The organism is Cellulosimicrobium cellulans, assembly GCF_042723955.1.
GTDB classification, from domain to species: Bacteria; Actinomycetota; Actinomycetes; order Actinomycetales; family Cellulomonadaceae; genus Cellulosimicrobium; species Cellulosimicrobium cellulans_H.
In genome coordinates, this window is sequence record NZ_JBHXIC010000027.1 from 31,558 (window position 1) to 57,231 (window position 25,674).

A 25,674-nucleotide genomic window follows, 5' to 3' on the forward strand; every position below is an offset into this window, starting at 1 on the left:
CCGATCCCGCTCACCCGCCCGCCCCCCACCACAAATTCGGCTACTTTACCCCGGGAATCCCCCCCCTTATGTCGTGTTCGGCGGTGGGTGGTGTCGTTCAGGTGGCGCGGCGTAGGCGTAGCGAGTTCCCGACGACGAGCACCGAGCTCGCGGCCATCGCCGCCCCGGCGATCATCGGGTTGAGCAGGCCCGCGGCCGCGAGCGGGATCGCCGCGACGTTGTACGCGAACGCCCAGAACAGGTTCTGCTGGATGACCCGCAGCGTCCGGCGCGAGAGCCGGATCGCCGTCGCGGCGCTGCGCAGGTCGCCGCGCACGAGCGTGAGGTCGCTCGCCTCGATCGCGACGTCCGTCCCGGTCCCCATCGCGAGCCCGAGGTCCGCCGTCGCCAGCGCGGCGGCGTCGTTCACGCCGTCCCCGACCATCGCGACGACGCGCCCCTCGCGCTGGAGCCGCGCGACGACGTCGACCTTCTGGTCCGGGAGCACGCGCGCGACGACGTCCGACTCCGCGATCCCGACGGCGCGCGCCGCCTCGCGGGCCGCGCCCTCGCCGTCGCCCGTGAGCAGGTAGGGCCGCAGGCCGAGGTCCTTCAGCTCGGCGACGGCCTCGGCCGACGTCGGCTTCACGGGGTCGCGCAGCACGAGCACCGCGCGCGCCCGGCCGTCCCACGCGACGACGACGGCGCTCGCCCCCGTCGCCTCGGCGGCGGAGAACGCGTCGTCGAGCACGGGGTCGCTCGCGACACCCTCGCGCGCGAGCCACGACGGCTGCCCGACGAGCACGCGCCGCGCCGTGAGCCCTCCGCCGACACCGAGGGAGAGTCCGGAGTGCGCGGTGCGGACGACGGCCTCGACGCCGCCGCCCGGGGCGCTGCGGAAGTCGAACGCCTGGAGCGAGCCGATCACGACGCCGTCGGCCCCTACCGACGCGTCCCCACCGGCCGGCGGCGGGACTGCGGACACGTCGCGCGAGGCGGCCGCGATCGCCCGGGCGATCGGGTGCTCGCTCAGCGCCTCGACCGCTCCCGCGTGCCGCAGGGCGTCGCGCGCGCCGTCGACCTCCCGCGGCGACCCGTCCGCACCTCGCGCCGGAGCGTCGCTCTCCGACAGGACGTCGAGCGGAACGCTGCCCGACGCCGTCACGACCGACTCGAGCGCCATCGCGCCCTGGGTGACGGTTCCCGTCTTGTCGAGCACGACCGTGTCCACGCGCCGCGTCGACTCGAGGATCTCCGGTCCCTTGATGAGCACGCCGAGCTGCGCGCCGCGGCCCGTGCCGACGAGCAGGGCCGTCGGCGTCGCCAGGCCGAGGGCGCACGGGCACGCGATGATGAGCACCGCGACGGCGGCCGTGAACGCGAGCTGCGTGCCCGCCCCGGCGAGCAGCCACCCCACGAGCGTCGCGACCGCGAGCACCAGCACGACCGGGACGAACACCGCAGAGATCCGGTCCGCGAGCCGTTGCACGGGGGCCTTGCCCGTCTGGGCCTGCGTGACGAGCCGCCCGATCTGCGCGAGCGTCGTCTCCTCGCCCACGCGCGTCACGCGGACCAGCAGCGCGCCCGCCGCGTTGACCGTCGCGCCCGTCACGTCGTCACCCGGGCCGACGTCCACCGGCACCGGCTCGCCCGTGAGCAGCGACGTGTCGACCGCGCTCGACCCCTCCAGCACCACGCCGTCCGTCGCGACCTTCTCGCCCGGCCGCACGACGAACACGTCGCCCACCGCGAGGTCCGCGACCGGGACGCGCTCGGTGACCCGCGCGCCGTCGGGGCCTGTGCGGGGCGAGTCGTCCGGCCCGAGCACCACGCGCTCCGCGTCCTTCGCGCCCAGCTCGAGCAGCGACCGCAGCGCGTCGCCCGCGCGCCGCTTGGACCGGTGCTCCGCGTACCGGCCCGCGAGCAGGAACGTCGTGACGACGGCCGCGACCTCGAAGTACAGCTCGGGCGTCCCACCCGAACCAGCACCGAGTTCGCGGGACGGGATGAGCGTCGGCTGCATCCGCATCCCTAGCTCGCCCGCGCCGCCGAGCAGCAGCGCCCACAGCGACCACAGCGTCGCCGCGACCACGCCGAGCGAGACCAGCGTGTCCATCGTCGACGCCCCGTGCCGCGCCGCGCGGAACGCCGCCGTGTGGAACGGCCATGCGCCCCACGTGACGACCGGCAGCGCGAGCGCAGCGACGACCCACTGCCACCCCGTGAACTGCAGCGCGGGGATCATCGAGACGGCGACCACCGGCACCGTCAGCACCGCCGCGACGCGCAGGCGTCGTGCCAGCACGCTGCCTCGGTCAGGCAGGGTAGAGGCCTCGAATGCCGAGGTAGAACCCTGGTCCCGCGAGGTAGAACCGTGGTCCGCCGGGGTAGAACCGTGGTCCGCCGAGGTAGAACCGTGGTCGGTCGGGGCCTGGGTGGCGCGGCGGGTCGTGACGCGGGCGGTGTAGCCGGCCTTCTCGACGGCGGCGACGAGGTCGGCATCGGTGACGTCGGGCGCGAGGACGACGTGCGCGCTCTCGAGCGGGAGGTTGACGGTGGCGGTGACGCCGTCGACGCGGTTCAGCCGCTTCTCGACGCGCGCGACGCACGACGCGCACGTCATGCCCTCGATCGCGAGGTCGACCTCGGCGAACGGCCGGCCTGCGACGTCGCCCGCCGGGGCGGCGGTCGTCGGGGTGGGCGTGGGCTGGGCGGTCATGCGGTCGACTCCTCGACGGGTGCTCGGGGGAGGTCACGACGGCGGTCCGGGGTGGCGGACGTCGCGGCGTGCGCGCCCGTGCTGGTGCGGCCGGGCGGCGGGGGCGCGCGTCGCGGTGGCGACGGTCGGCCCGTGGGGTGGTGCCCGACGGCGGAGGCGGCCTCGCGCGGGCGAGGCGCCCCCGGCGTCGGGCACCGGGGGCGGGGCCGGTCAGGCGCGCGGCGGGACCTGGAGGTCGTAGGTCTTCGTGGCCGGGGCGGCGTCGTCGCCCGTGGGCGCGCTCGGCGCCGTGCCGCAGCCGCACGCGCACGAGTGCGCCTCCTGCTTCTCGGCGGCCTGCTCGGCGTACTGGGCGGCCAGCGCGTCCTCCTGGACCTCGACCGACGCGACCTCGTAGCCCGCCTCGTCCACGGCCTCGCGCAGCGCGGCCTCGTCGAGCGGGTCGTCGGAGAAGACCGTGACCTCGGACGCGCCGCCGACGCGCAGCTCGACGCTCACGTTCTCGACGCCGGCGACGGCCTCGAGGTCCTTGGTGACGTGCGCGACGCAGTTGCCGCAGGTCATGCCGGTGACGCCCAGGGTGGTGACGGTGCTCATGGTGCTCCTCGGTGGTGGGGGTGGGTCAGCTGCGGACGAGGCGGGCGATGGCGTCGGCGGCCTCCTTGACCTTGGCCGCGCCCTCCTGCTCGGACTGGCGGGCCGCGTCGACGACGCAGTGGCCGAGGTGGTCCTCGACGAGGCCGATGCTCACGGCCTGGAGCGCCTTCGTGACGGCGGAGACCTGCGTGAGGATGTCGATGCAGTAGACGTCCTCGTCGATCATGCGGGCGATGCCGCGCACCTGGCCCTCGATGCGACGCATGCGCTTGAGGTACGCCTCCTTGTCGGACGCGTATCCGTGCGGACCGGTGTGGCCCGCGTGCCCGTGCTCGACGGCCGGGGCCTCGGTGGTGTCGGTCATGCTCTCCTCCTCGTCCAGGCGCGGTGCCGCGACCGCGGGTCGATCGTCGCCTTATACCCCACCAGGGTAACCGATGGATACCCCCCAAGGGTACGCCGCTCCCCGTCGCCCGACCACGGGGCCGTGACACCTGTCATGGCCATGGGGTGACGGGTCCACCTCCCGCGGTGAGCGGGCGCACTGTCGACCGCCTCGCGCCGCCGGGAGGCTGGAGGCACCCACTACGAGAGGCGCACCATGACCGACATCGTCACCGGGCTCCAGGAGCTCACCCAGGGCCTTCCGCCCCTGCTGCGCTGGGTCGGAGTCCTCCTCGCCGGCGCGATCCCGTACGTCGAGGCCGAGGGAGCGGCGGTCCTGGGGGTCGTCGCCGGGGTCAACCCCGTCGTCGCGATCCTCGCCGCCGTGGTGGGCAACGCGATCGCCCTGGCGGTCGTCGTCTGGCTCATCGGGGCCGCGCGCTCGGGCGTCACGCGCGGGCGCACCGCCGAGAAGTCGCCCAAGCGGCAGCGGATGCGCAAGGTCTTCGACCGCTACGGCGTGCCGGGCGTCAGCCTCCTCGGGCCCCTGCTGCTGCCGAGCCACGTCACCGCGGCCGCGATGGTCGGGTTCGGCGCACCGCGCGCCCGCGTCTTCGCGTGGGGGGTCGCCGCGGTGACGGCCTGGGCCGTCGTGCTCGGCGTCGTCGTGCACCTCGGCGTGAGCGCGGCCGTCGCCTGACGGGCTGCGGGGCCCTGCCCGACGGCGGCCCGCGGCCCGGTCGGAAGCGCCCGGGTCACGGTGCTGTCACGGCCCCATCACGATTCGGAAATCGGCGCGCGAGCTCGCTCGCGCGCCCCTAGCCTCCCAAGCATGGGCAGGGGAACCGGGGCAGGACGGGCGGTCCGCGCGACGGTCGTCGCGCTCGCGCTGGCGGGCGGGGCGGTGGTCGCGGCACCGCCCGCCGTCGCGTGCGCGTGCGGCGGGCTCGTCGACGGACCCGCGTACGACACGTCGGTCTCGCAGGAGACGGCCGTGCTCCAGTGGGACGGCACGACGGAGACGATGCTGCTGGAGCTCGACGCGCTGTCGAACGCGCCGGAGGTCGGGCTGCTGCTGCCGACCCCCGCGCCGGCCGAGGTCGCGCTCGCCGACCCGGAGGTCTTCCGGGAGCTCGACGACCTCACGCAGCCCCGCGCCGTCGTCTCGGACCACCGCTGGTGGCCCGAGCTGGGGTTCGGCGCGGCAGGTGCGGACGGGGCCGGTGCCGCGCCGGGAGTCGCTGTGCTCGACGAGGTCCGGCTCGGTCCGCTCGACGTCACGACCCTCGGCGCGACCGACGCAGGTGCGCTCGGGGCGTGGCTCACGGAGCGGGGGTTCCAGCTCCCCGAGTCGATCCAGACCGCGCTCGCGCCGTACGTGAGCGAGGGCTGGTCGTTCGTCGCCGCCCGGCTCGCGCCGGAGGAGGCGGCCGCCTTCGACGGGACGCTGCAGCCCCTGCGCGTCACGTTCCCCAGCGGCTCGCTCGTCTACCCCATGCGCATGTCCGCCGTCGCCGACGACACCCAGAGCACGCGCACGTACGTGCTGGCCGACCACCGGGTCGACCGCACGGACGCGACCGCCGCGGCGCAGGAGCCCACGGTGCGGTTCGCGGGGCGCGTCGACCCGGCGTCGGTGAGCTCCGACGAGCTCGCCGCGCTCCTCGCCGCCGGCAGCTTCGTCACGTCGCACGAGCAGGAGTTCACCGACCCCGGGACGGAGATCGTCTCCGACTTCTCCTTCGAGCAGGCCGCCGCCGACGTCGCGTACGCGCCGACCTACGCCGTCGTGGCCGACAAGCGGATCGGCCCGTTCTTCGCCGGTCCCGTCCTCGCCTTCGCGGGCGTGCTCGCGCTGGCGGCGCTCGTCATCTGGTCGGGCCGACGCCACCGCGCTCCCGCGCCGGCGCTCGCGCCACGACCCGCGCGCGCCTGAGCGTCGCCCCGAGCGGGCGAAACGCGCGCTTCGCCGCGACACGCAGGATTTCCGGGTGTTCCATGGAGGCGAAGCGGGAGGCGACACAGGCCCCAGTCCGCCGGTGAGCCGGCCCGTCACCTAGCACGGGGAGTGACCATGACGACGCAGGACCCGATCCTCACCGCCTTCTCCAGCACCGCGAAGCAGGTCTGGTACTGGCCAGTGCTCCGCGGGGTGCTCGCCATCCTCTTCGGCATCATCGCGCTCGCGTGGCCGGACAAGACCGCGGCCGTGATCATCTGGGTGATCGGCATCTTCGCGGTCGTCGACGGCATCGTCGAGATCATCGAGGGCATCCGGCGCCGCGGCACGGGCAGCGGCACCGCGTTCCTCGTGACCATGGGCGTGCTCAGCCTCGCCGTCGGCATCGTGCTGCTCGTGTGGCCGGGCAAGACCGCGATCGTGCTCACGTGGATCGTCGGGTTCTGGGCCGTCGTCTACGGCCTGTTCCAGACCGTCGCGAGCCTCGACCTGCGCAAGGTCCCCGGCAGCGGATGGGGCTGGGGCGTCTTCGCCGGCATCCTCGGCCTCGTCTTCGGTCTGCTCGTGCTCTTCAACGTCGACGCCGGGCTCGTGTCGATCGTCTGGATCCTCGCGATCTTCGCGATCCTCTGGGGCGTCATGCTCATCGCGTTCGGCATCCAGATCCGCTCGCTCGGCAGGCGGGCCGGCCAGGCCGCGACGTACTGACGCGCTCACGGGGCTCCGCGCTGTCGAGCACGACATGGGTGTCGTTGTCCGCCGGATAGCGACACCCATGTCGTGCTCGGCACCCTCCGGGTCAGGCGGGCGCCTGCCCGGCTAGACCGGGGTCGCCTCCGCGGCGGCGCGGGCGGCCGCGGGGAGCGCGTCGAGGATGCGGGAGACGGCGGCGTCGTCGTGGGCCGCGGAGACGAACCACGCCTCGAACACCGACGGCGGCAGGCTCACGCCGGCGTCGAGCATCGCGTGGAAGAACGCCCGGTACCGGAACGTCTCCTGCGCCTGGGCCTGCGCGTAGTCGCGCACGCCGGCGCTCGCGGCGAGGTCGCCGAAGAACACCGAGAAGAGCGACCCCGCGCGCTGCACGCGGTGCGGGACGCCCGCGGCGTCGAGCGCCGAGGCCACGGCGGACGACAGCACGCCCGCGACCTCGTCCACGCGCGCGTACACGGCGTCGTCGGCGAGGCGCAGCGTCGCGAGACCGGCCGCGACGGCGACCGGGTTCCCGGACAGCGTGCCCGCCTGGTAGACGGGACCGAGGGGCGCGAGCTGGTCCATGACGGTCGCCGGACCGCCCACGGCGGCGACGGGCATCCCGCCGCCCACGACCTTGCCGAACGTGAACAGGTCGGGCGTGTAACCGTCCGCGCCCTGGCCGCGCAGCACCGCGTTCTCCAGCCCCCACCACCCGCTCGGCCCGACGCGGAAGCCTGTGAGCACCTCGTCGAGGATCAGCAGCGCGCCGTGCGCGGCGGTGATGCGGCGCAGGCCCTCGTTGAAGCCCTCCGCGGGCGGCACGACGCCCATGTTCGCGGGTGACGCCTCGGTGATGACGGCCGCGATCTCGGAGCCGCGCTCCGCGAACGCCGCCTCGACGGCCGCGAGGTCGTTGTACGGGAGCACGAGCGTCTCGGCCGCCGTCGCCTCGGTGACCCCGGCCGAGCCGGGCAGGGCGAGCGTCGCGACGCCGGACCCGGCCTCCGCGAGCAGCGCGTCCACGTGCCCGTGGTAGCAGCCGGCGAACTTCACGACGACGTCGCGCCCGGTCACGCCGCGCGCGAGCCGAATCGCGGTCATCGTGGCCTCGGTGCCCGTGGACACGAGGCGCACGCGCTCCGCGGCGGGGACCCGGCGGCGGATCTCCTCGGCGAGCTCGACCTCACCGAGCGTCGGCGCGCCGAACGACAGCCCGCGCGCCGCGGCCTCCTGGACCGCCCCGACGACGTCGGGGTGCGCGTGCCCGAGCAGGGCGGGACCCCACGAGCACACGAGGTCGACGTACTCGCGCCCCGCGACGTCCGTCACGTACGGGCCGCGCGCCGAGGCGAGGAACCGCGGGTCGCCACCCACGGACCCGTAGGCGCGCACGGGCGAGCTCACGCCGCCCGGGAGCACGCCCTGCGCGCGCACGAACGCCGCGTGGTTGTCCGCGCCGCCCGCGCCCGGCGCGCCGAACAGCGCCGCGTTCTCCGCCTGCACGGCCTCCGCCGTCCCGAAGCCTCCGGTGTCCGTCATGCCCGCGTCCTTCCGTCGTTCTCGTCCAGCCAGCCCGCGAGCTCCGTCGCCCAGTACGTGAGGATCACGTCCGCGCCGGCGCGCTTGATGCCCAGCACCGACTCCGTGATCGCGCCGCGCCGGTCGATCCAGCCGTTCGCGGCGGCCGCCTCGATCATCGCGTACTCGCCCGACACCTGGTACGCCGCCACCGGCACCGGCGACATCTCCGCGACCGCGGCGAGCACGTCCAGGTACGACCCGGCGGGCTTCACCATGACCATGTCCGCGCCCTCGGCGAGGTCGAGGTCCGCCTCGCGCAGCCCCTCGCGCGCGTTGCCCGCGTCCATCTGGTACGTGCGGCGGTCGCCCTGCAGCGCCGAGTCCACGGCCTCGCGGAACGGGCCGTAGAACGCGCTCGCGTACTTCGCGGAGTAGGCGAGGATGCCCACGTCGTCGAACCCGGCGGCGTCCAGCGCCTCCCGGATCACGCCGACCTGGCCGTCCATCATCCCGGACGGCGCCACGACGTCCGCGCCCGCGCGCGCCTGCGCGACGGCCATCGACGCGTAGCGGTCGAGCGTCGCGTCGTTGTCGACGACCACGCCCCCGTCGCGACCCGTCGCCAGCACCCCGCAGTGCCCGTGGTCGGTGAACTCGTCGAGGCACGTGTCCGCCATGACGACCGGCCCGCCGCCGGCGTGCTCGCGCGCCGCCTCGACCGCGATCCGGATGCCGCGCTGCAGGATCCCGTCCTCGGCGTCCGCCTGCGTGCCGGTCGCATCGCGCTCGGCGGGGATGCCGAAGAGCATGACGCCGCCGACCCCGGCGCGCGCGGCGTCCCGCACCGCGTCCGCGAGCGTCGCCTCGGTGTGCTGCACGACGCCCGGCATCGACGAGATCGGGCGCGGCGCGTCGAGGCCCTCCTTGACGAACAGAGGGAGCACGAGGTCGGACGCGTGCACGCGCGTCTCGGTCACGAGCCGCCGCACGCGCGGGCTCGTGCGCAGGCGGCGCGGCCGGTGGTGCCCGACGGGGAGCTGGTGGGTCACGAGGGGTCTCCTTCGTCGTGGGTGCCCGTGGCGTCGGTCGCGCCGGTCGGAGGAGCGGCCGGGGCGTGGGGCGGGAGGGTGGTCAGGACCGTGGTCAGCGCGCGTGCGAGCGCGGCGTCGGTCGGGCGCTCCGCCACGGCGTCGAGCCGCAGCCCGACGTCGCGCGCGGCCCGTGCCGTCGGGTCGCCGATCGCGACGCCCGCCACGTCGTCGCGCGGGCCGAGCTGCCGCGCGACCTCGCGCGCGACGCTCCCCGACGTCAGCACGACGGCGTCCACCTCGCCCGAGCGCCACGCCACGACGACGTCCGGCGCGAGCGCGTGCGTGACGGTGCGGTAGACGGTGACGACGTGCGGGACGTACCCGAGGTCGTGCAGCCCGTCGTGCATCGTCGGCGCCGCGAGGTCGCCTTGCGGGAGCAGGACCACGGTGCTCTCTCGCGAGGGAGAACCCTGGTCTGCCGAGGGAGAACCGTGGTCTGCCGGGGTGAGCGTCGCGAAGGCGGCGACGAGACCGCGGGCCGAGCTCTCGGTCGGCTCGAGGTCGACCTGGATGCCGACGGCCTCCAGGGCGCGGCGGGTCGCAGGCCCGACGGCGGCCCATCGGGCCTGGCGAGCGGCGTCGCCGAGGTCGACGCCCTGGCGGGCAGCGCTCGCGACGAGCTCGTCGATCGCGTTGACGCTCGTCACGACGACCCAGGCGAAGTCGCCGTGCGCGAGGCGGGCGACGGCGCCGTCCACGGGGGCGGTGTCGTCGACCCGGGCGCGCTCGATCGCGGGGCTGACGAGGACGCGCGCGCCGGCGTCGCGGAGCGTCGCCGCGAGCCCGGCGGCGCGCTCGGGCGCGCGCGGGACGAGGACGGTGCGGCCGGCGAGCGGTGTGCCTGCGGCGTGCAGGCGCGATGCCGGATCGGCGGCCTCGGCGTCGCCGTGCGGTCTCGTCCGCCCGGGCGGGGGAGGCACGACGGGCGCGGGACCGCGCGACGGGTCGCGCAGGGGGCCCGGGGTCATTCCGCCTCGCCGCGGTAGCCGCCGTCGCGGAGCTGCTCGCGTGCCGTCTCGACGGCGCGGTCGGGTGACGGCGCGGCGTCGTCGGCCGGGGCCGGTCCGGTCGCCGAACCGGCCACACCGGTTCCGGACCCGGTCTCGCGGAGCGGGGCGAGACGGGCCGCGCCGTCGGCGAGGAGCGCGTCGGCGACGCGCACGCCGAGCCCGCGGGCGGCGTCGTCCCGCGCGTCCTGCGACGACGCGCCGACCGGGACGGCGGTGCGGCCGGAGTGCGTGAGCTGCTCGACGCCGTCGACCCGGGCGACGACCGCCGTCAGCAGGACCTCGCCGTCCTCGACCAGGGCGTGCGCGCCGACGGGCGCGGCGCAGCCGGCCTCGAGACGCCCGAGCAGCGACCGCTCGGCGAGCACGGCGAGCCGGGTCGGCTCGTGGTCGAGGTCGTGCAGGGCACGCGCGAGCACGGGGTCGTCGAGCGACGACGTGCGCACCTCCACCGCGAGGGCGCCCTGCCCGGCGGCGGGAGCCATGATCGCGGTGTCGATCACCTCGGACACCGCGTCGAGCCGGCCGAGCCGCGCGAGTCCCGCGTACGCGAGCACGACGGCGTCGAGGTCGGCGTCCGGGCCGAGCGCGCGGGCCAGGCGGGTGTCGACGTTGCCGCGGATGTCCACGACGTCCAGGTCGGGCCGCACGGAGCGGAGCTGCGCGGCCCGGCGTGGCGACCCGGTGCCGACGCGGGCACCCCGCGGGAGCGTGGCGATGGTGAGGCCGCCGCGCGCGCACAGCACGTCGCGCGGGTTCTCACGCTCCGGCGTCACGACGGTCAGGCCGGGGGCGGGCTCGGTCGGCAGGTCCTTGAGCGAGTGGACCGCGACGTCGCAGCGGTCGTCGAGCAGCGCCTCGCGCAGCGCGGTGACGAACACGCCGGTGCCGCCCATCTGGGCGAGCGACCCGGTGAGGACGTCGCCGTCGGTGCGGATGCGCACGATCTCGACGTCCCGGCCGGTCAGCTCCTCGAGGCGTCGCGCGACGTGGCCGGTCTGGGTGGTCGCGAGGGCGCTGCCGCGCGTGCCCACGCGGAGGGGAGGGGTACCTGCAGGGCTCACGGTCCCAGTCTCTCCCCACTTCGGCGGTGCACGGAAATGCGCACGTCACGGCGGGGGAAATGCGCGCAGGAGTGACGTGGTCCTGACGGCTGGTCAGGAACGTACGGACAATCTGTCAGGACAATTCCCGAGAATTGCCGAGACATTTCTCGGGATTCCGGTCAGGTTTACCTCACTCCACGGCGGCGAGGCCGCGCGCACATTCCTGGGCGTGCCCGACGATCGCCGCGAGCCCCGTCCCGGCGATCCAGCCCCCGGTCACGGCGAGCCCGGGGACGGCGTCGACGCGCTCGACGAACGCCGCGACCTCGCGCCGGTACGCAGGGGTCGGCGGGGGCAGCGCGCCGTTCCAACGCGTCACGACGTGCCCGAGCACGCGCCCGTGCAGGTCCACGCCGAACAGCCGCGAGGCGTCGGCGACGACGCGGTCGGGGTCAGGCTCCGTCGTCGCGCCGATGCGCCCGTAGCTGAGCCGCACCACGTGGTGGCCCGGGCCGACGGCGCCGCGCACGCGGTCCCGCAGCCACGGCCACTTGGCGGTCGAGTGGGTCAGCGCCTTGGCCTCGACGTCCGACGGCCGCTCGGCCCGGCCCGCGTCCCGGTGCGGCGGGGCGACGAGCAGGCCGGTACCGCGCGGCGCGTCGTCGAGCTCGGGCGCACGGAGCAGGAGCGTGACGAGGCGGACGTCGGCCCCGGGTTCCGGGTCGGGCAGCAGGTCCGCCGCGGTGCCGACGAGCGGGCCGAGCGCGTCCACGAGCGCCGGCGTCGTGACGATGAGGCGCGGCGCGGCGAGCGCGAGCGGTCCGTCGGGCGTCTGTGCACGGACCACCCAGTCGCCGAGAAGCGGGTGTCCGCCCCCGTCGGCGTCGGATCCGGGGCGGATATCCGCTTCTCGGCGGGACAGCTCCGTGACCTCGTGGCGCACGCGCACGTCGGTGCCCGCGGCGAGCTCTTCGACGAGCCGGTGCATGCCGCCGCCGATGCCGCGGACCGCGGAGCCCGCGGGGGCGAGCGCGCGCAGCGACGCCACCGCGCACGCGAGCGAACCCTCGCGCTCGAACGCCTCGCGGAGACCCGGTGCGACCGCGGCGACGTCGAGCCGGTCGAGCGGGGCCGAGTGCACCCCGGCCGCGACGGGCGCGACGAGACGCTCCGTGACGCGCGCCCCCATGCGGGAGCGCGCGAACGTCTCGAGCGTGCGCAGGTCGGTGAAGCGGCGGGGCAGGACGCGGTCGAGGCTCGCGCGCAGCGCGCCGCCGACGCCGACCGCGCGGCGCACGTCGGCGGACCACGGGTGGGCCGGGATGCCGAGCACGCCCGCGCGCGGCAGCGGGTAGGCGTGGCCGGCGGCGTAGCCCCAGGCGCCCGCCCCCGACGGCTCGACGACGTCGAGGCCCAGCTCGCCCACGAGGCCGCCGACGGCCGTGCCGCGCGCCGCGAAGGACTCGGCCCCCAGGTCGACGCGCACGCCGTCGAGCCCCGGCAGGTCGCCGCCGCGGACGGGACCGCCGGGGACGTCCGCGGCCTCGAGCACGGCGACGCGCAGCCCTCGCTCGCGCAGGGTCCGGGCCGCGGTGAGCCCCGCGACCCCCGCGCCGACGACGACCGCGTCCACCTCCTCGGGGACGGTCCCGGGGGAGGTGCGGGACGTCGTCGGCTCGCTGCTCACCGTCGGGTCGCCTCCTCGTGCGCGTCGTCCTGCCCCGTCCAGTCTGCGCCGAGCGCGTGGACCAGGCCGACGACACGCGTGAGGACGTCCGGGTCGGTGTCCGGGGGGACGCCGTGGCCGAGGTTCACCACGTGCCCGGGCGCGGTGCGCCCCCGCCGCACGACGTCGCGCACGTGCGCCTCGAGCACGTCCCACGGCGCGGCGAGCAGCGCGGGGTCGATGTTGCCCTGCACCGGCACGGGGGCGTGGCCGTCGGCGAGGAGCCGGGCGGCGTCGTCGAGCGGCGTGCGGTAGTCGACGCCGACGGCGACGTCCTGCACCCCGGCCGCGGTGACGGCGTCGCGCATCGCGGGCAGCAGGTGGCCCGTGCCGGTGCCGAAGTGGACGACCGGCACGCCGAGGTCGGCGACGTGCGTCAGCGCGCGCGTGCTCGCCGGGGCGGCGCCCGCCGCGTAGTCCGCGAGCGAGAGCGAGCCCGCCCAGGAGTCGAAGAGCTGGGCGGCGCTCGCGCCCGCCTGGACCTGGGCGCGCAGGAACGTGCCGGTGAGGTCGGCGGTCCAGTCGACGAGGCGCTGCCACGTCTCCGGGTCGCCGCGCAGCAGCGCGCGGGCCGCGAGGTGGTCGCGCGAGGGCCGCCCCTCGACGAGGTAGGCCGCGAGCGTGAACGGCGCGCCCGCGAAGCCGATGAGCGGGGTCTCGCCGAGTGTGTCGACGGTCAGCGCGACGGCCTCGCGGATCGGGGCGAGCGCCTCCTCGGTGAGCTCGCTCTCCACGAGCCGCGCGACGTCGTCGGGCGTCCGGTACGCCTGGCCCATGACGGGGCCGACCCCCGGCGCGATCTCCACCTCGACGCCCGCGAGCCGCAGCGGCACGACGATGTCCGAGAAGAAGATGCCGGCGTCCACGCCGTGCCGGCGCACCGGCTGGAGCGTGATCTCCGACGCGAGGTCCGGGCGCAGGCACGAGTCGAGCATGCTCACGCCCTCGCGGGCGGCGCGGTACTCGGGCAGCGACCGGCCCGCCTGGCGCATGAACCACACCGGTGTGATTTCCGGGCGATTTCCGGTCGTGCCCGCGCGCAGGGCCTGCACGAGCGGCGAACGGGCCGTGCGGCCGTCGGTCAGGGGATGGCCCGGGGAAAGGGCGACAGGAATCACAGCTACCGATTCTGCCTCTCTCCCGGGGGAATGATTAAATCGGAGGCACTGTGGCTCTTCTCTCCCTCACGGCCAGCCACCACGAGCTGGACCTCGACGCCCTGGAACGACTCTCCACCGGGGCTCACTCGATCGGCGGCTCCGCGGTCGCGGCGTGCGACGTCATCACCGGTGCGGTCGTCCTCGCGACGTGCAACCGGTTCGAGCTGTACCTCGACGTGGACGCCCCCCTCGACGGCACCGGCGTGCAGCACGCGACCGAGCACGTCGCGCGCATGGTCGCCGAGGCGTCGGGCGTGGAGGCGGCCGAGGCGCTCGCGTCGTTCCGCACGCGCGCCGGGACCGAGGTCGCCGAGCACCTGTTCGCCGTCGCGTCGGGCCTGGACTCGATGGTCGTGGGGGAGCGCGAGATCGCCGGGCAGGTCAAGCGGGCGCTGGAGACCGCGCACGCCGACGGCGTGACCTCGTCGACGCTCGAGCTCCTGTTCCAGACGGCGTCGCGCACGTCCAAGAAGGTCAGCACGCAGACGACGCTCGGCGGCGCGGGCCGCTCCGTCGTCGCGCTGGGCCTCGACCTCGCAGCCGCCGAGCTGCCGCCGTGGCACCAGGTCCGGGCGGTCCTCATCGGGACGGGGTCGTACGCGGGCGCGAGCCTCGCGGCGCTGCGCTCGCTCGGGTGCGACGACGTGCGCGTCTACTCGCAGTCCGGCCGCGCCGAGGAGTTCGCCGCCGCGCGCGGGGTCGAGGCCGTGACCGACCTCGTCGCGGCGCTCGAGGACGCGGACCTCGTGGTGTCGTGCTCGGGCGCGCGCGGGCGGGCGCTCGCGGCGGACGCCGTGCGTCCCGAAGGGGGCGCCGACCGCCGTGAGCAGGCCATCGAGCACGTGCTCGACGCCGCCGCCGTGGTCCGGGCGCGCGAGCGCGCCGCCGTCCGTGCCGGGGACGAGCCCGCGGCCCGCCCGACCGTCGTGCTCGACCTCGCGCTGCACCGCGACGTCGACCCGCGCGTCGCGGACGTCGAGGGCGTGCTGCTCTACGACCTCGCGACGCTCGCCGCACACTCGCCGTCGATCGCGTCGGAGCTCGTCGTGCAGGCCCGCGCGATCGTGGACGACGCGACGCGCGCGTTCGAGGAGACGCGGCTCGGCCGCGCCGCGGACACCGCGGTCGTCGCGCTGCTCGCCGACGCCGAGCGGCGCGTCGCGCTCGAGGTGGCTGACGTCGTGGCGCTGCGCGAGGCGGACGGCGACCCGGTCGAGCCGGACGAGGCCGACGAGATCGCGCGCGACGTGCGACGTCGCGTCCACGCCGACCTGCACCGCGCGATCGTCGAGGCCCGCGCCGAGGCCGTCGCGGCTGCGCAGGCGGAGGAGCGCGCCGTCGTCGCGGACGCGCAGGCGTTCGCCGACGAGGCGGCGGGCACCGCACGGGCGACGAGCCCGGGGTCGCTCCCCGCGCCCGCCGCGCGCTGAGGAGTCACCCCAGGTTCGGCGCTCTGCGCCGTCTTCGCTCGACCGAGTCGTTCGCCGGGGCACGCAATTGACAGCGCAGTCATAGCCGGGAGAGAGTGGCCGGCGGACGCCCGTCGTCGACCAGGAGCACCGTCGCCCCCGCCACGAGCGGCCCGGGCGGCACCTGACCGACGGACCCGGGGCGCCCCGGGCGACGACGCCCGGTCGCACGTCGAAGAGGACATGGCATGAGACGACCACGACTCGCCCTGCTCGCCGCGGGGCTCGCGCTCGCCGTCGCGCCGGGCACGCTGCTGCCCGCCGCCGCAGGCGCCGCCCCGAGCTCCGAGGGCACCGTCACCGCGGCCGCGGGCGACGACCTCACGCTCGAGGTCAACCCGTTCGTCGGCACCGAGAGCGAGGGCAACGCCTACCCCGGCGCGACCGTGCCGTTCGGCATGGTCCAGCTCAGCCCGGACAACACGAACTCCTACGCCTCGACGTCGTACAGCACGAACGCCGGGCGCGTGTGGGGCTTCAGCCACCGGCACGTCAACAGCGCGGGCTGCCCGGCGGCGGGCGAGCTGCTCGTCACGCCGGACACGAGCGCGACCCCGCGCACCTCGCGCTCGTTCATCGCCATCAAGGACCAGAAGAGCACCGAGCACGCGTCGGCCGGGTTCTACGAGGTGACCCTCGCGAACGACGTGCACGCCGAGCTCACCGCGACCACGCGCGTCGGCGCGCACCGCTACACGTTCCCCGCCTCGACGACCTCGCACCTGTCGTTCAACGTGGGCCAGACGCTGCGCGACGCCGGCGCGAGCTCGGTGACGTGGGTCGACGACCGTACGCTCGAGGGCTGGGTCGACAACGGCGGCTTCTGCGGCGGCACGCCGGACAAGCAGCGGTACTTCTTCAGCGCGACGTTCGACCGCCCGGTCGCGTCGAGCGGCACGTGGGGGACCGACGCGCGCTACGTCGCGGGCTCCACGACGAGCGAGGTCACGAGCGGCAACAACGGGGCCGTCGCGGTCTTCGACACCACGACCGACCGCGACGTCGAGGTGAGCGTGGGCGTGTCGTTCGTGAGCGTCGACGGCGCGCGGGCGAACCGCGAGGCGGAGGCCACGGACGAGGGCGGCCAGGTCGCGTTCGACACCGTGCGCGAGGAGGCGCGCGACGCGTGGAACGCCGAGCTCGGTCGCGCCGCGATCGACGCGTCGCCCGACCAGCGCCGCGTGTTCTACACCCAGCTCTACAAGACCCTGCTGTCCCCGACGATCGGCAGCGACGTCGACGGCCGGTACCGCGGCACGGACCTCGAGGTCCACCAGGCCGACGGCTGGGACTACTACCAGAACTTCTCGCTCTGGGACACCTACCGCACGCAGGCGACGCTGCACGCGCTGCTCCTCCCGGAGCGCGCGCAGGACATCGTGCGCTCGATGTACCAGCACCGCGTCGAGGGCGGGTGGCTGCCGCGCTGGTCGCTCGGCGCGCTGGAGACGAACATCATGGCGGGCGACCCCGTGACGCCCTGGCTCGCGGAGAACTTCGCGCTCGGCACCGTCCCGGACGACATCGCGGACGAGCTGTGGGACTACCTCGTCGAGAACGCCACGACGACCCCGCCGGACGACGTCGCGTCCGTCGGGCGGCGCAGCACCGAGTTCTACGCCGAGCACGGCCACGTGCCGTTCTACCCCGAGAACGAGGGGGGCCTCGGCGGCCAGTTCGAGGAGTACCGCCACGGCGGCTCCGCCACGCTCGAGCTCGCGCTCGCCGACGCGAGCCTCGGCGCCGCGGCGGAGCGCACGGGCCGCGAGGGCGGTCAGGCGTTCCTCGACCAGGGCCGCAGCTGGCGGAACCTGTGGAACCCGGACGTCCAGCTCTCCGGCGGCTTCCAGGGCATGGTCAACGCGAAGCGCCCGACGGGCGAGTTCGTCACGCTGCCCGAGCTGACCGACGTCACGCGCTCCGGCTTCCACGAGGGCGTGCCGTGGCAGTACCAGTGGATGGTGCCGCAGGACGTCACGGGCCTCCAGGAGGTCATGGGCGGCGAGGACGGCTTCGTCGAGCGCCTCGACTACTACTTCGACCAGCCGGCGCTCGCCGCGAACCCCGGCGTCTCGCCGAGCACGTGGGCCAAGGGCGGCAGCTCGTACTACACGACGATCCGCTACAACCCCGGCAACGAGCCGACGATCACGAACGCGTGGCTCTACGGCTACGTGGGCCAGCCGTGGAAGACGAACGACGTCCTGGCCGCGAACCTCAACCGCTTCCCGGACACCCCGGGCGGCGGCGTCGGGAACGACGACCTCGGCACGCTCGCCGCTTGGTACGTCATGGCGTCGCTCGGCTTCGAGCCCGTCATGCCGGGCTCCGGGATCCTCGCGCTCAACGCACCCAAGGTGCAGGCCGCGACCCTCACGACCGACGCCGGTGCGACGCTCCACATCGACGCGGCCGGCGCGAACGAGAAGCTCCCGAGCTACGTCGCGGGCCTCGAGGTCGACGGCGTCGCGCACACCGCGGCGTGGCTCGACGTCGCGGCGCTGCAGGACGGCGGCACGCTCGACTTCGACCTGTCCGACACGAGCGCAGGCCTCACGTGGGGCACCGCCGCGGCCGACCGCATCCCGTCGGTCTCGGAGGCGGCCCCGCCCGCCCCGGTCACGGTCGAGGCGAGCGCGCGCTGCCTCGGCGGTCGAGCCTTCGTCGCGGTCCGCGCGACGAGCACGGCCGACGAGCCCGTCGACGTGACGCTCACGACCCCGTTCGGCGAGCGGACGGTCCGGCACGTGCAGCCGGGCAAGAACGCCTACCAGTCGTTCACGACGCGCGCCACGTCCGTCGAGGCGGGCACGGCGACCGTCACGGTCGTCGCCGCGGACGGCACGACGTCCAGCGTCGACGTGGCGTACGACGCGCTGGCCTGCGACTGACCCCCAGGTCACCGCGGGTGCGCGTCGCGCACCGGACGAGGGCCGTCGTCGGGGGACCCGCCCGACGGCGGCCCTCGCCGCGCCGCTAGGCTCGCCGCGTGAGCACCACCACGCGCCTGGGCGTCCTCGACATCGGCTCGAACACCGTGCACCTCGCCGTCGTGGACGCCGCGTACGCCGCGCGCCCCGTGCAGGCGGCGGGGGCGCGCACGGTCGTGCGCATCATGCGCTACCTCCGGCCGGACGGGTCGTTGTCGCCCGAGGGCGTCGCGGCGATGCTCGCCGCGGTCGACGACGCGATGGCGCTCGCGCGCGAGTCCGCGGTCGACGAGATGCTGCCCATGGCGACGTCGGCGCTGCGCGACGCGACCAACGGCCCCGAGGTGCTCGCCGCGATCGGCGAGCGCGTGGGGCAGCCGGTCCGCGTGCTGTCCGGCGAGGACGAGTCGCGCCTGACGTTCCTCGCCGCACGGCGGTGGCACGGCTGGGCCGCAGGGCGTCTCCTCGTCCTCGACATCGGGGGCGGCTCGCTCGAGATCGCGTCCGGTGTCGACGAGGAGCCCGACCTCGCCGCGTCCCTCCCGCTCGGTGCCGGGCGCATGACGATGGCCTTCCTGCCCGACGACCCGCCCGCGCCCGATCAGGTCGAGGCGCTCCGCGAGCACGTGCGCGCGACGCTCGCTCCCACCGTCGAGGCCTTCCGGGCGCTCCCCGCGCCCGACCACGTCGTCGCGACGTCCAAGACCTTCCGCTCGCTCGCGCGGCTCGCGGGCATGCAGACCGAGGCCGTCGGCCCGGACGACCGGTGGCGCATGCGGCGCTCGCAGCTCGCCGACTGGGTGCCGCGGCTCGCGCGCATCACGGCCGAGGGGCGCACCGCGCTGCCCGGCATCACGCCCGAGCGCACGTTCCAGATCGTCGCGGGCGGGGTCGTCGCCGTCGAGACGATGCGCGCGCTCGGCGTCGACGAGGTCGAGATCTGCCCGTGGGCGCTGCGCGAGGGCGCGATCCTGCGCCGCCTCGACCACAGCTGACGCTGGCGCGGCACGCACGGCTCAGGGCGCCGCGGCGACCTTCGGCTCGGTGAGGCTGAACCAGTTGCCGGAGTCGTCGACGAAGACGGCCTCCACGCCGTAGGGACGGTGCGCGGGCGGCTGGCGGAACGTCACGCCCTTCGCGACGAGGTCACGGTAGGTGGCCTCGCAGTCGTCGGTCTGGAGCACCCCGGCGCCCATCGATCCCTTGGCGACGAGCGACCGGAGCTGCGCCGCGGACTCCGGGTCCCGGCCCATGGCGCAGTCGGCCAGGATGATCGTGCGCGTGGGATCGCCCTGCGGCCCGACCGTGAGCCACCGGAAGCCCGCGCCGCCGCCCTCGAACTCCGCGCCCATCGCGAAGTCGTCGCGCAGCTCGAACCCGAGCACGGACGTGTAGAACTCCTTGGCGGAGTCCTGGTCGAGGACGAACACGGTGGTGTGGGACAGCGTGAGCACGACGTCTCCTCTCGGGCGCCGTCTCCCGGCGCGGGGCGACGACCGGCGCGGCCGTCGCTCTCGACGCTACGGCGCGCCGCCGTGACCCCGCTTCTCCGATCGTGCTGTCCCGGGCAGAGCCCGTGGCTGCGGCTGGCCCCACGCGAGCGCGAAGCATCCGGGGACGGGCGGTCCGCCTGCCCGGACGTGCTCGTCGCGGTACGCGGTCGGCGTGACGCCGACGATCGCCCGGAAGCGCGCCGAGAACGTCCCGAGGCTCGTGAAGCCGACGGCATGGCAGACCTCCGTCACGGTGAGGTTCGCGGTGCGCAGCAGGGTCTTCGCCCGCTCGACGCGGCGCGTCGCGAGGTAGGCCATGGGGCTCGTGCCGAACGCGGCGGCGAACGCGCGCGCGAAGTGGAACGGCGAGTAGCTCGCGACCGCGGCCACGCCCGCCAGGGTGAGCGGTTCCGTGAAGTGCGCGTCCATGTGGTCGCGCGCCTGCCGCAGGTGGACCGCGACCTCGGCCTCGACGCTCACGCCGTCCACCGCGGCTCGTCGGCGCCCCACGGCCGGGCGGGCGCGGGGTAGTCGTCGACCCGGGCGTCGCCGAGGCGGTCGAGCGCGGGCCGGGTCGTCGTCGCCACGACCTCGCGGCCGTCCAGGCGCGCCGGGTGCTCGACGACGCAGCCCGGCCCCGGCGTGCGCGGTGCGTCGTGCGCGGGGTCGCGGCCGGGAGCCGCGAGCAGGGCGTGCCCGGTCCGGGCGAGCGCGCCGTCGACGTCGCGGCCCCGGCCGTCGATCGCGCGGTCGGCGAGCCCCTCGACGACGGCGGCCGCGAGGAGGTAGCCGGTCGCGTGGTCGAGCGCCTGGGCGGGCAGGGCTCCTGGGGTCGTGTCCTCGGGAGCGGCGCCGTCCCGCGCCCCTTCCGCGAGCGCGATGCCGCTCACCGCCTGGACGATCGAGTCGAAACCCCGCCGCTCGGCCCACGGGCCGTCGTCGCCCCACGCCGTGACGCGCGCGTGCACCGCACCCGGCGGGAGTCGCAGCCCGAACGCCTCGACCGCCCCCGGGCGGTAGCCGGTCACCAGCACGTCGGCGTGGTCGAGCAGCTCCTGGGCGCGGGCGAGGTCGTCGTGCGTCGCGAGGTCGAGCAGCGTCGACCGCTTGCCCTGCCCGGTGTCGAGGTGCTGGACCTCGATCTCCGGGAGCCCCGGTGGGTCGACCCGCAGGACGTCCGCGCCGAGCAGGGCGAGCGTGCGCGTCGCGACCGGCCCGGCGATCACCCGCGTGAGGTCGAGCACGCGGACCCCGCCAAGGGGTCGCGGACCGGGCACGAGAGGGCGCGGGCGAGCGGCGTCGTCCCGCGTCACGGTCCGCACGGGAGGGCCCGACGCCGTGGCGCGGCCAGGCGCGGACGCGCGCCACACGTCCTCCGACCGTACGCGGACGGCGATCGCTCCGACGTCGGCCGCCCGGTCCTCGACGTCCTGGGCCGAGCGCGCGGCGAGGGCAGCGGCGACGTCGTCGCGGTTCGCGGTGCTGCGGACGTCGTCGGCGAGGCCGAGCAGCGCGAGCAACCGCGCGCGGTGGTGCGGGTAGTTCGCGTGCGTGCGGACCCAGCCGTCGGCGGTCCGGAAGAAGTCCGAGAGCGGGGCGAAGCCGTCCACCGGGGCTCCGTCGACGCGCAGCAGCCGGTCGCTCGCGAAGGCTGCGGCGACCCGCTCGGGGTCGGGAGCGGGGCCGGCGTCGAACCCGCCGGCGCGAGCGGCGGCGTCGCGCACGGCGACGACCGACGCTGCCGCGAGGTCCAGGACGGGCAGCGTGGCCGCGAGGAGGCCGTGCCGTCTGCGTGCCGTCTCGCTTCCCACGGGACGACGCTACGCCTGACCGCTCCGTATGGGTGAGCGTTCACACCTGCGCGTGCGCGTCGACGAATCTCGACGTACCGTGCTGGAGGTGTGTCAACCCGACACGCCGGGCATGTCATGAACTTTTGCAGGGGGCACACATGATGCGGTACCCGCGACTCCGGTCGGGAGCGGTGGGCGTGGTGATGGCGACGGCGCTCGCGACCGGTCTCGGTGCGGTGCTCGTCGCGCCCGGCGCGAGCGCGGCGGCGAGCACGGTCGTCACGCCGCTGGGCGCTCGCACCTACGCGGTGTCCTCCTACTACGGCCCGCGCTGCATGCCGATCGCCAACGCCTCGACCTGGCACCTCGGCCAGGACCTCGGCGCCGCCTCCGGAACGCGCATCAACGCCATCGCCGACGGCGTCGTGCTCCGGGCGGGCAGCGTCAGCGGGTTCGGGCAGTGGGTCGTGCTGCGCCACTCCGTCGGCGGCAAGACGGTCTCGAGCGTGTACGGGCACGTCATCGACGGCGACAAGTACGTCAAGGTCGGGCAGAAGGTCAAGGCGGGGCAGCGCATCGCGGACGTGGGGTCGACGGGGACGTCGACCGCCCCGCACCTGCACCTCGAGGTCTGGAACGGCACTTACGGGTCCGGTGCGTCGCACACCGACCCGCTCGCCTACCTGAAGGGCAAGGGCGTCGACCTCGGTCGCAGCGCGACCCGCGTCGCGGCCCGGCCGTCCGCGAAGTCGTGCACGTACTACGCGAACACGGCCGTCAACCTCCGCAAGGGGGCGGGGACGAACACCGCCGTGCTGGCGCTCGTGCCGCGCGGCGCCGCCGTGGTCGGCAAGCCTGGCGACGGCAGCGGGACGTGGCGCAAGGTCACGTACGGCCGCTACACCGGGTGGGTCTCGGCCGCGTACGTCGGCCCGACCAAGCCCCCGCCCGTCAGCACTGCTCCCGTCTCCCGGCCCGTCGCGACGCGCTACGTCACTGCCACCTCGCTCAACCTCCGGGCGTCGGCGTCGACCTCGTCGTCGGTGCTCGCCCGGCTCCCGAAGGGGACGAAGCTCTCCGTCACGTCCACCTCGGGCGGCTGGCTCAAGGTCACCGCGAACGGTCGGGCGGGGTGGGTCTCCGCCCAGTACACGTCGACGCGCGCGCCGTCCACCCCGGCCAAGCCGGCTCCGGCCCCCGCGCCCGCGAAGGCCAAGACGTCGTACGTCACGGCGTCGGTGCTCAACCTCAGGGCGACGCCGTCGACGTCGGCCAAGGTGGTGGCCAAGCTGCCCCGCGGCACGGCGGTCAAGCACGCGGGCACCGCGTCGAAGGGCTGGCTCAAGGTGACCGTGGGCAGCCGCACGGGCTACGTCTCCACGACCTACCTCTCGGCCACGAAGCCGCGCTGAGGCGCCCGGACCACACCGGCGTCAGGGGCCGAGCGTCACCGTGCCGGGGAACCGCGCGGCAGAACGGTCGGTCGCGGACCCGTCGCCCGCGGCGTTGATCTCCGAGATCATCATGACGAGCTCGAGGTCGGAGTCCGCGGCGCGCGCGAGGCTGGTCGCGAGCTGGTACGGGTCCGTGAGTGGCTGCATGTCGTAGTCCGTGACGATCATGCGCGTCTGCATGCCGAGGCTGTCGTTCTCGACCGCCGTGCGCACGCTGTCCGCGAGGCGGTTCATCTGCGACTCCGTGAGCGTCATCGTCACCTGCTGCCCGGACGACACCTCACCCGACGGGGAGAAGCCGGAGAACTCCCGCGTGTTGAAGTACTGCGACGACATGTCGTCCGCGGTGACGTCGAACGAGTACGTGCGTGCCGAGAGGTCCTCGTTCCCCGAGGCGTCGAAGGCCTGCGACATGCGGAAGTCGCCGCGCTCGCCGTACGTCGCGGTGAGCAGCTGCTCCGTGCTGCCGTCGGGGTTGGTCGTCGCGACGAGCGAGCCCGTGTTCTTGCCGATCTCCCACTCGGCCCCGCCGACGGGCGTGTCGAAGCCGACGGTCGACGTCGAGTCGAACTCGACGCGCTCGATCTTCGTGGTGCCGGAGATCCCCGTCGACGGGTCGGCGGGGATCTCGCCCGTGACGAGGTACGTGTCGTACGCGGCCTGGCCCTCCGGCGTCGACAGGTCGAACTCGGCGCTGCGCAGGGACGCGCCGTCGAGCGACGTCGTGTTGCCGAGCATGACCTTCACGGCGTCGAAGTCGAGACCGAGCCCCGCGTGGTTCGCGACGGCCTCGGTGGGGCCCGCGGTCACGCGCACCGTGTCGTCGCCCGTGCGCTCGATGAGGCTCGTCACGCCGCTCGCGTCCTTGACGGACGACTCGACGGCGATGTGGCGGAACGCCGCGTTGAGCTCGGTCTCCGAGTAGCTGCCGCCGTCCATCGTGACCGACGAGCCGACCGGCATGCTCCGGGGGTCGAACGGGTTGATGCTCCCGGGGTCGGTGACGCCCGCGCCGTCGGGCACCTTGACCGTGTACTCGGACGTGACGCCGGTCGTGTACCCGCCGCTGACGCCTGTGCCGCCCTTGTCGACGCCGCCCTCGACGCCGATCGAGACGTCGGACTTGGACGTGTACGTGGTGAAACCGTCCTCCGACTTCTCCCCGACCGTGTACTCCGCACCGCCGTTGACCCCGAACGAGATCTTCGACCCGTTCGTCGTCTTCATCCAGTCGGAGAGCGAGCCGCTCCCCGAGTACGTGGTCTCGCCGCTCTCCGGGTCGTGAGACACGCCGAACCCGACCTTGGCGTCGGTGCCCTCGGTCGCCGGGTTGCCCAGGCTCCCGTTGTCCGTGCCGGACTCGTGGTCGCCCTTCACGGTGACCTTGGGGCCGCCGGGGTTCTCGTCGCCCGAGCCCGACCCGCCGCCCCCGCCGGGCCCGCCGCCGGAGCCCGGCCCGCCGCCAGGTCCGCCAGCAGAGCCGCCGCTGCCGCCCCCGCCCGGGCCGCCCGTGCCGTCGGAGCTGGCGCTCTCCTGCTGGTCGGCGTTCTTGCGGACCTTGTCCGCCGCGTCCCGGAGCGTCGCCGTCGCAGCGGCCAGCGCGGGGCCCAGCTCGGCGGACCAGCGGCCGCGCAGCTCGTCGCCGTCCGGGCCGGCCCAGCGGGCGCCGCTCACGGTCGAGTCCAGCGTGCTGCGCGTCGTGGTGAGCGCCTCGGACGCCGTCGTGAGGCTCTGTGCGAGCGCGCGCAGCTCGCCGATGTCGGCACCGTAGAACCCCATGGTCGTCCCTCTGTCGCGGCGGATCCTGCCCCCGGAGCGTACGCGGGGCGGCGTCACCACGTCTCGCCCGGCTCATGGGGCGAGGTCCCCATGCCGGGCACCCGGCCGCGCCGGCCGGGTGGGGCGCGCGGCGGTCGCGGCGGGACCGTCAGGCGGAGAGGACGCCGGCGAGCCGGTCGAGGACGATCCGGCCCGCGGGAGGGACGCGGTGCGCGTCGGCGGGCGTCAGCCACGCGAGCTCGGCGATCTCGGCGCTCGGCGCGGGCTCGGGGGACCCGGGCGTCGGCTGGGCGTACAGGCACTGCATGCTCACGACCCGACCGCCCAGCCCGTGGCCCGGCGCCTCGGCGACGAACGCCGGCCGGACGGTCGCGGGGTCGAGGCGCACGCCCAGCTCCTCCTGGATCTCCCGCACCAGCGCCTCGGCGTCGGACTCGCCGGGCTCGACCTTGCCGCCGGGCATGAAGAAGCGGTCCTTGCCCGTCGTGCGGACGGTGAGCAGACGGCCGTCGCGGACGTTCACCCAGCCGACGGTGCGCAACGGGGGCAGCGCGGCGGGTTCGAGGTGCGAGGGGTCGGTGGGGGGAAGGTCGTGCGACGTCACGGCTCCACTGTGCCATCTCCGGGGCACCGTCCCCGAAGGGCCGAACGACGTCGACGGTTCGCGACGGGCGAGGAACACCCGACGGCGCGTGGCGCACCCAGCGAGCCACGCGCCGTCGGGCCTGCCCCTCGCGCGGCCCCAGTTCCGGCGAAGGGCGATCGTGGGGGGGCGGGGGCCCGGCCCCACCAACCCGTGGCGTATAAAAAAAAAACCACCCCACCAACAATGGGGGCGGGGGGGTTGGGGGGGGGGGGGGGCGCGGGGGG

21 protein-coding genes are annotated in these 25,674 nt (G+C 75.2%); 7 read left to right on the plus strand and 14 right to left on the minus strand.

The window, feature by feature from the left end:
* Positions 1–97 precede the first annotated feature (97 nt).
* From ACFWH7_RS09695 to ACFWH7_RS09705, 3 genes are all read right to left on the minus strand, one after another.
* Complete coding sequence (locus tag ACFWH7_RS09695; RefSeq protein WP_378216300.1) at positions 98–2,698, minus strand: heavy metal translocating P-type ATPase; 2,601 nt, start codon at positions 2,696–2,698, stop codon at positions 98–100.
* 210 nt (positions 2,699–2,908) lie between these two features.
* On the minus strand, positions 2,909–3,295 hold the full coding sequence (locus ACFWH7_RS09700) for a heavy-metal-associated domain-containing protein (RefSeq protein WP_378216301.1): 387 nt from the start codon (positions 3,293–3,295) through the stop codon (positions 2,909–2,911).
* 25 nt (positions 3,296–3,320) lie between these two features.
* Complete coding sequence (locus ACFWH7_RS09705; protein ID WP_378216302.1) at positions 3,321–3,659, minus strand: metal-sensitive transcriptional regulator; 339 nt, start codon at positions 3,657–3,659, stop codon at positions 3,321–3,323.
* A gap of 237 nt (positions 3,660–3,896) precedes the next feature.
* Here ACFWH7_RS09705 and ACFWH7_RS09710 point away from each other — a divergent pair, with 237 nt between their 5' ends.
* From ACFWH7_RS09710 to ACFWH7_RS09720, 3 genes are all read left to right on the plus strand, one after another.
* On the plus strand, positions 3,897–4,379 hold the full coding sequence (locus tag ACFWH7_RS09710) for a hypothetical protein (RefSeq protein ID WP_378216303.1): 483 nt from the start codon (positions 3,897–3,899) through the stop codon (positions 4,377–4,379).
* Positions 4,380–4,511: 132 nt separating this feature from the next.
* Positions 4,512–5,615 (plus strand): DUF2330 domain-containing protein, encoded by a 1,104-nt coding sequence (locus ACFWH7_RS09715; protein WP_378216304.1) that lies wholly within the window; start codon positions 4,512–4,514, stop codon positions 5,613–5,615.
* A gap of 138 nt (positions 5,616–5,753) precedes the next feature.
* Positions 5,754–6,347, plus strand: coding sequence for an HdeD family acid-resistance protein (locus tag ACFWH7_RS09720; RefSeq protein WP_378216305.1), 594 nt, complete (start codon positions 5,754–5,756; stop codon positions 6,345–6,347).
* Positions 6,348–6,458: 111 nt separating this feature from the next.
* Here ACFWH7_RS09720 and hemL read toward each other — a convergent pair whose 3' ends face one another.
* From hemL to hemE, 6 genes are all read right to left on the minus strand, one after another.
* On the minus strand, positions 6,459–7,874 hold the full coding sequence (gene hemL / locus ACFWH7_RS09725; protein ID WP_378216306.1) for a glutamate-1-semialdehyde 2,1-aminomutase: 1,416 nt from the start codon (positions 7,872–7,874) through the stop codon (positions 6,459–6,461).
* Complete coding sequence (gene hemB / locus ACFWH7_RS09730; RefSeq protein WP_378216307.1) at positions 7,871–8,905, minus strand: porphobilinogen synthase; 1,035 nt, start codon at positions 8,903–8,905, stop codon at positions 7,871–7,873. The genes hemL and hemB overlap by 4 nt, the downstream gene beginning before the upstream one ends.
* Entirely contained in the window at positions 8,902–9,915 is a 1,014-nt protein-coding gene (locus ACFWH7_RS09735) for a uroporphyrinogen-III synthase (RefSeq protein ID WP_378216308.1), read from the minus strand. Before ACFWH7_RS09735 ends, hemB begins: the two co-directional genes overlap by 4 nt.
* Positions 9,912–11,018, minus strand: a complete 1,107-nt coding sequence (hemC, locus tag ACFWH7_RS09740; RefSeq protein ID WP_378216309.1) for a hydroxymethylbilane synthase — start codon at positions 11,016–11,018, stop codon at positions 9,912–9,914. Before hemC ends, ACFWH7_RS09735 begins: the two co-directional genes overlap by 4 nt.
* Before the next feature lie 172 nt (positions 11,019–11,190).
* Positions 11,191–12,687, minus strand: coding sequence for a protoporphyrinogen/coproporphyrinogen oxidase (locus ACFWH7_RS09745; protein ID WP_378216310.1), 1,497 nt, complete (start codon positions 12,685–12,687; stop codon positions 11,191–11,193).
* Positions 12,684–13,718, minus strand: a complete 1,035-nt coding sequence (gene hemE / locus ACFWH7_RS09750; protein ID WP_378216311.1) for a uroporphyrinogen decarboxylase — start codon at positions 13,716–13,718, stop codon at positions 12,684–12,686. Before hemE ends, ACFWH7_RS09745 begins: the two co-directional genes overlap by 4 nt.
* 176 nt (positions 13,719–13,894) lie before the next feature.
* On the opposite strand from hemE, the gene ACFWH7_RS09755 reads away from it, so the two are divergent.
* The 3 genes from ACFWH7_RS09755 to ACFWH7_RS09765 all read left to right on the plus strand — a co-directional run bounded on the left by ACFWH7_RS09755 (position 13,895) and on the right by ACFWH7_RS09765 (position 19,280).
* Entirely contained in the window at positions 13,895–15,316 is a 1,422-nt protein-coding gene (locus ACFWH7_RS09755; protein ID WP_378216312.1) for a glutamyl-tRNA reductase, read from the plus strand.
* A 227-nt stretch (positions 15,317–15,543) separates the two neighbouring features.
* On the plus strand, positions 15,544–18,246 hold the full coding sequence (locus ACFWH7_RS09760) for a GH92 family glycosyl hydrolase (RefSeq protein WP_378216313.1): 2,703 nt from the start codon (positions 15,544–15,546) through the stop codon (positions 18,244–18,246).
* 98 nt (positions 18,247–18,344) lie between these two features.
* Complete coding sequence (locus ACFWH7_RS09765; RefSeq protein ID WP_378216314.1) at positions 18,345–19,280, plus strand: Ppx/GppA phosphatase family protein; 936 nt, start codon at positions 18,345–18,347, stop codon at positions 19,278–19,280.
* 21 nt (positions 19,281–19,301) lie between these two features.
* Here ACFWH7_RS09765 and ACFWH7_RS09770 read toward each other — a convergent pair whose 3' ends face one another.
* The 3 genes from ACFWH7_RS09770 to ACFWH7_RS09780 all read right to left on the minus strand — a co-directional run bounded on the left by ACFWH7_RS09770 (position 19,302) and on the right by ACFWH7_RS09780 (position 21,589).
* A complete protein-coding gene (locus tag ACFWH7_RS09770; protein ID WP_047231827.1) occupies positions 19,302–19,739 on the minus strand; it encodes a VOC family protein in 438 nt (145 codons plus the stop codon).
* A gap of 66 nt (positions 19,740–19,805) precedes the next feature.
* A complete protein-coding gene (locus ACFWH7_RS09775) occupies positions 19,806–20,258 on the minus strand; it encodes a helix-turn-helix transcriptional regulator (RefSeq protein WP_378216315.1) in 453 nt (150 codons plus the stop codon).
* Positions 20,255–21,589, minus strand: a complete 1,335-nt coding sequence (locus tag ACFWH7_RS09780) for a CoA transferase (RefSeq protein WP_378216316.1) — start codon at positions 21,587–21,589, stop codon at positions 20,255–20,257. Before ACFWH7_RS09780 ends, ACFWH7_RS09775 begins: the two co-directional genes overlap by 4 nt.
* 185 nt (positions 21,590–21,774) lie before the next feature.
* Between ACFWH7_RS09780 and ACFWH7_RS09785 the strand changes: the two genes are divergently transcribed.
* Positions 21,775–22,983, plus strand: coding sequence for an SH3 domain-containing protein (locus ACFWH7_RS09785; RefSeq protein ID WP_378216322.1), 1,209 nt, complete (start codon positions 21,775–21,777; stop codon positions 22,981–22,983).
* Positions 22,984–23,004: 21 nt separating this feature from the next.
* Here ACFWH7_RS09785 and ACFWH7_RS09790 read toward each other — a convergent pair whose 3' ends face one another.
* Together ACFWH7_RS09790 and ACFWH7_RS09795 are read right to left on the minus strand one after the other, a co-directional pair.
* Positions 23,005–24,804, minus strand: coding sequence for a hypothetical protein (locus ACFWH7_RS09790; RefSeq protein WP_378216317.1), 1,800 nt, complete (start codon positions 24,802–24,804; stop codon positions 23,005–23,007).
* 148 nt (positions 24,805–24,952) lie between these two features.
* Positions 24,953–25,408: an NUDIX hydrolase gene (locus ACFWH7_RS09795; protein ID WP_378216318.1), complete on the minus strand. Its 456-nt coding sequence runs from the start codon at positions 25,406–25,408 to the stop codon at positions 24,953–24,955.
* Positions 25,409–25,674: the final 266 nt, after the last annotated feature.

Bases quoted from the DNA above. Each gene is read 5' to 3' on its own strand.
- ACFWH7_RS09695 (WP_378216300.1), bottom strand. From the start codon at position 2,698: ATGACCGCCCAGCCCACGCCCACCCCGACGACCGCCGCCCCGGCGGGC.
- ACFWH7_RS09700 (WP_378216301.1), bottom strand. From the start codon at position 3,295: ATGAGCACCGTCACCACCCTGGGCGTCACCGGCATGACCTGCGGCAAC.
- ACFWH7_RS09705 (WP_378216302.1), bottom strand. From the start codon at position 3,659: ATGACCGACACCACCGAGGCCCCGGCCGTCGAGCACGGGCACGCGGGC.
- ACFWH7_RS09710 (WP_378216303.1), top strand. From the start codon at position 3,897: ATGACCGACATCGTCACCGGGCTCCAGGAGCTCACCCAGGGCCTTCCG.
- ACFWH7_RS09715 (WP_378216304.1), top strand. From the start codon at position 4,512: ATGGGCAGGGGAACCGGGGCAGGACGGGCGGTCCGCGCGACGGTCGTC.
- ACFWH7_RS09720 (WP_378216305.1), top strand. From the start codon at position 5,754: ATGACGACGCAGGACCCGATCCTCACCGCCTTCTCCAGCACCGCGAAG.
- hemL (WP_378216306.1), bottom strand. From the start codon at position 7,874: ATGACGGACACCGGAGGCTTCGGGACGGCGGAGGCCGTGCAGGCGGAG.
- ACFWH7_RS09735 (WP_378216308.1), bottom strand. From the start codon at position 9,915: ATGACCCCGGGCCCCCTGCGCGACCCGTCGCGCGGTCCCGCGCCCGTC.
- hemE (WP_378216311.1), bottom strand. From the start codon at position 13,718: ATGCGCCAGGCGGGCCGGTCGCTGCCCGAGTACCGCGCCGCCCGCGAG.
- ACFWH7_RS09760 (WP_378216313.1), top strand. From the start codon at position 15,544: ATGAGACGACCACGACTCGCCCTGCTCGCCGCGGGGCTCGCGCTCGCC.
- ACFWH7_RS09785 (WP_378216322.1), top strand. From the start codon at position 21,775: ATGGCGACGGCGCTCGCGACCGGTCTCGGTGCGGTGCTCGTCGCGCCC.
- ACFWH7_RS09790 (WP_378216317.1), bottom strand. From the start codon at position 24,804: ATGGGGTTCTACGGTGCCGACATCGGCGAGCTGCGCGCGCTCGCACAG.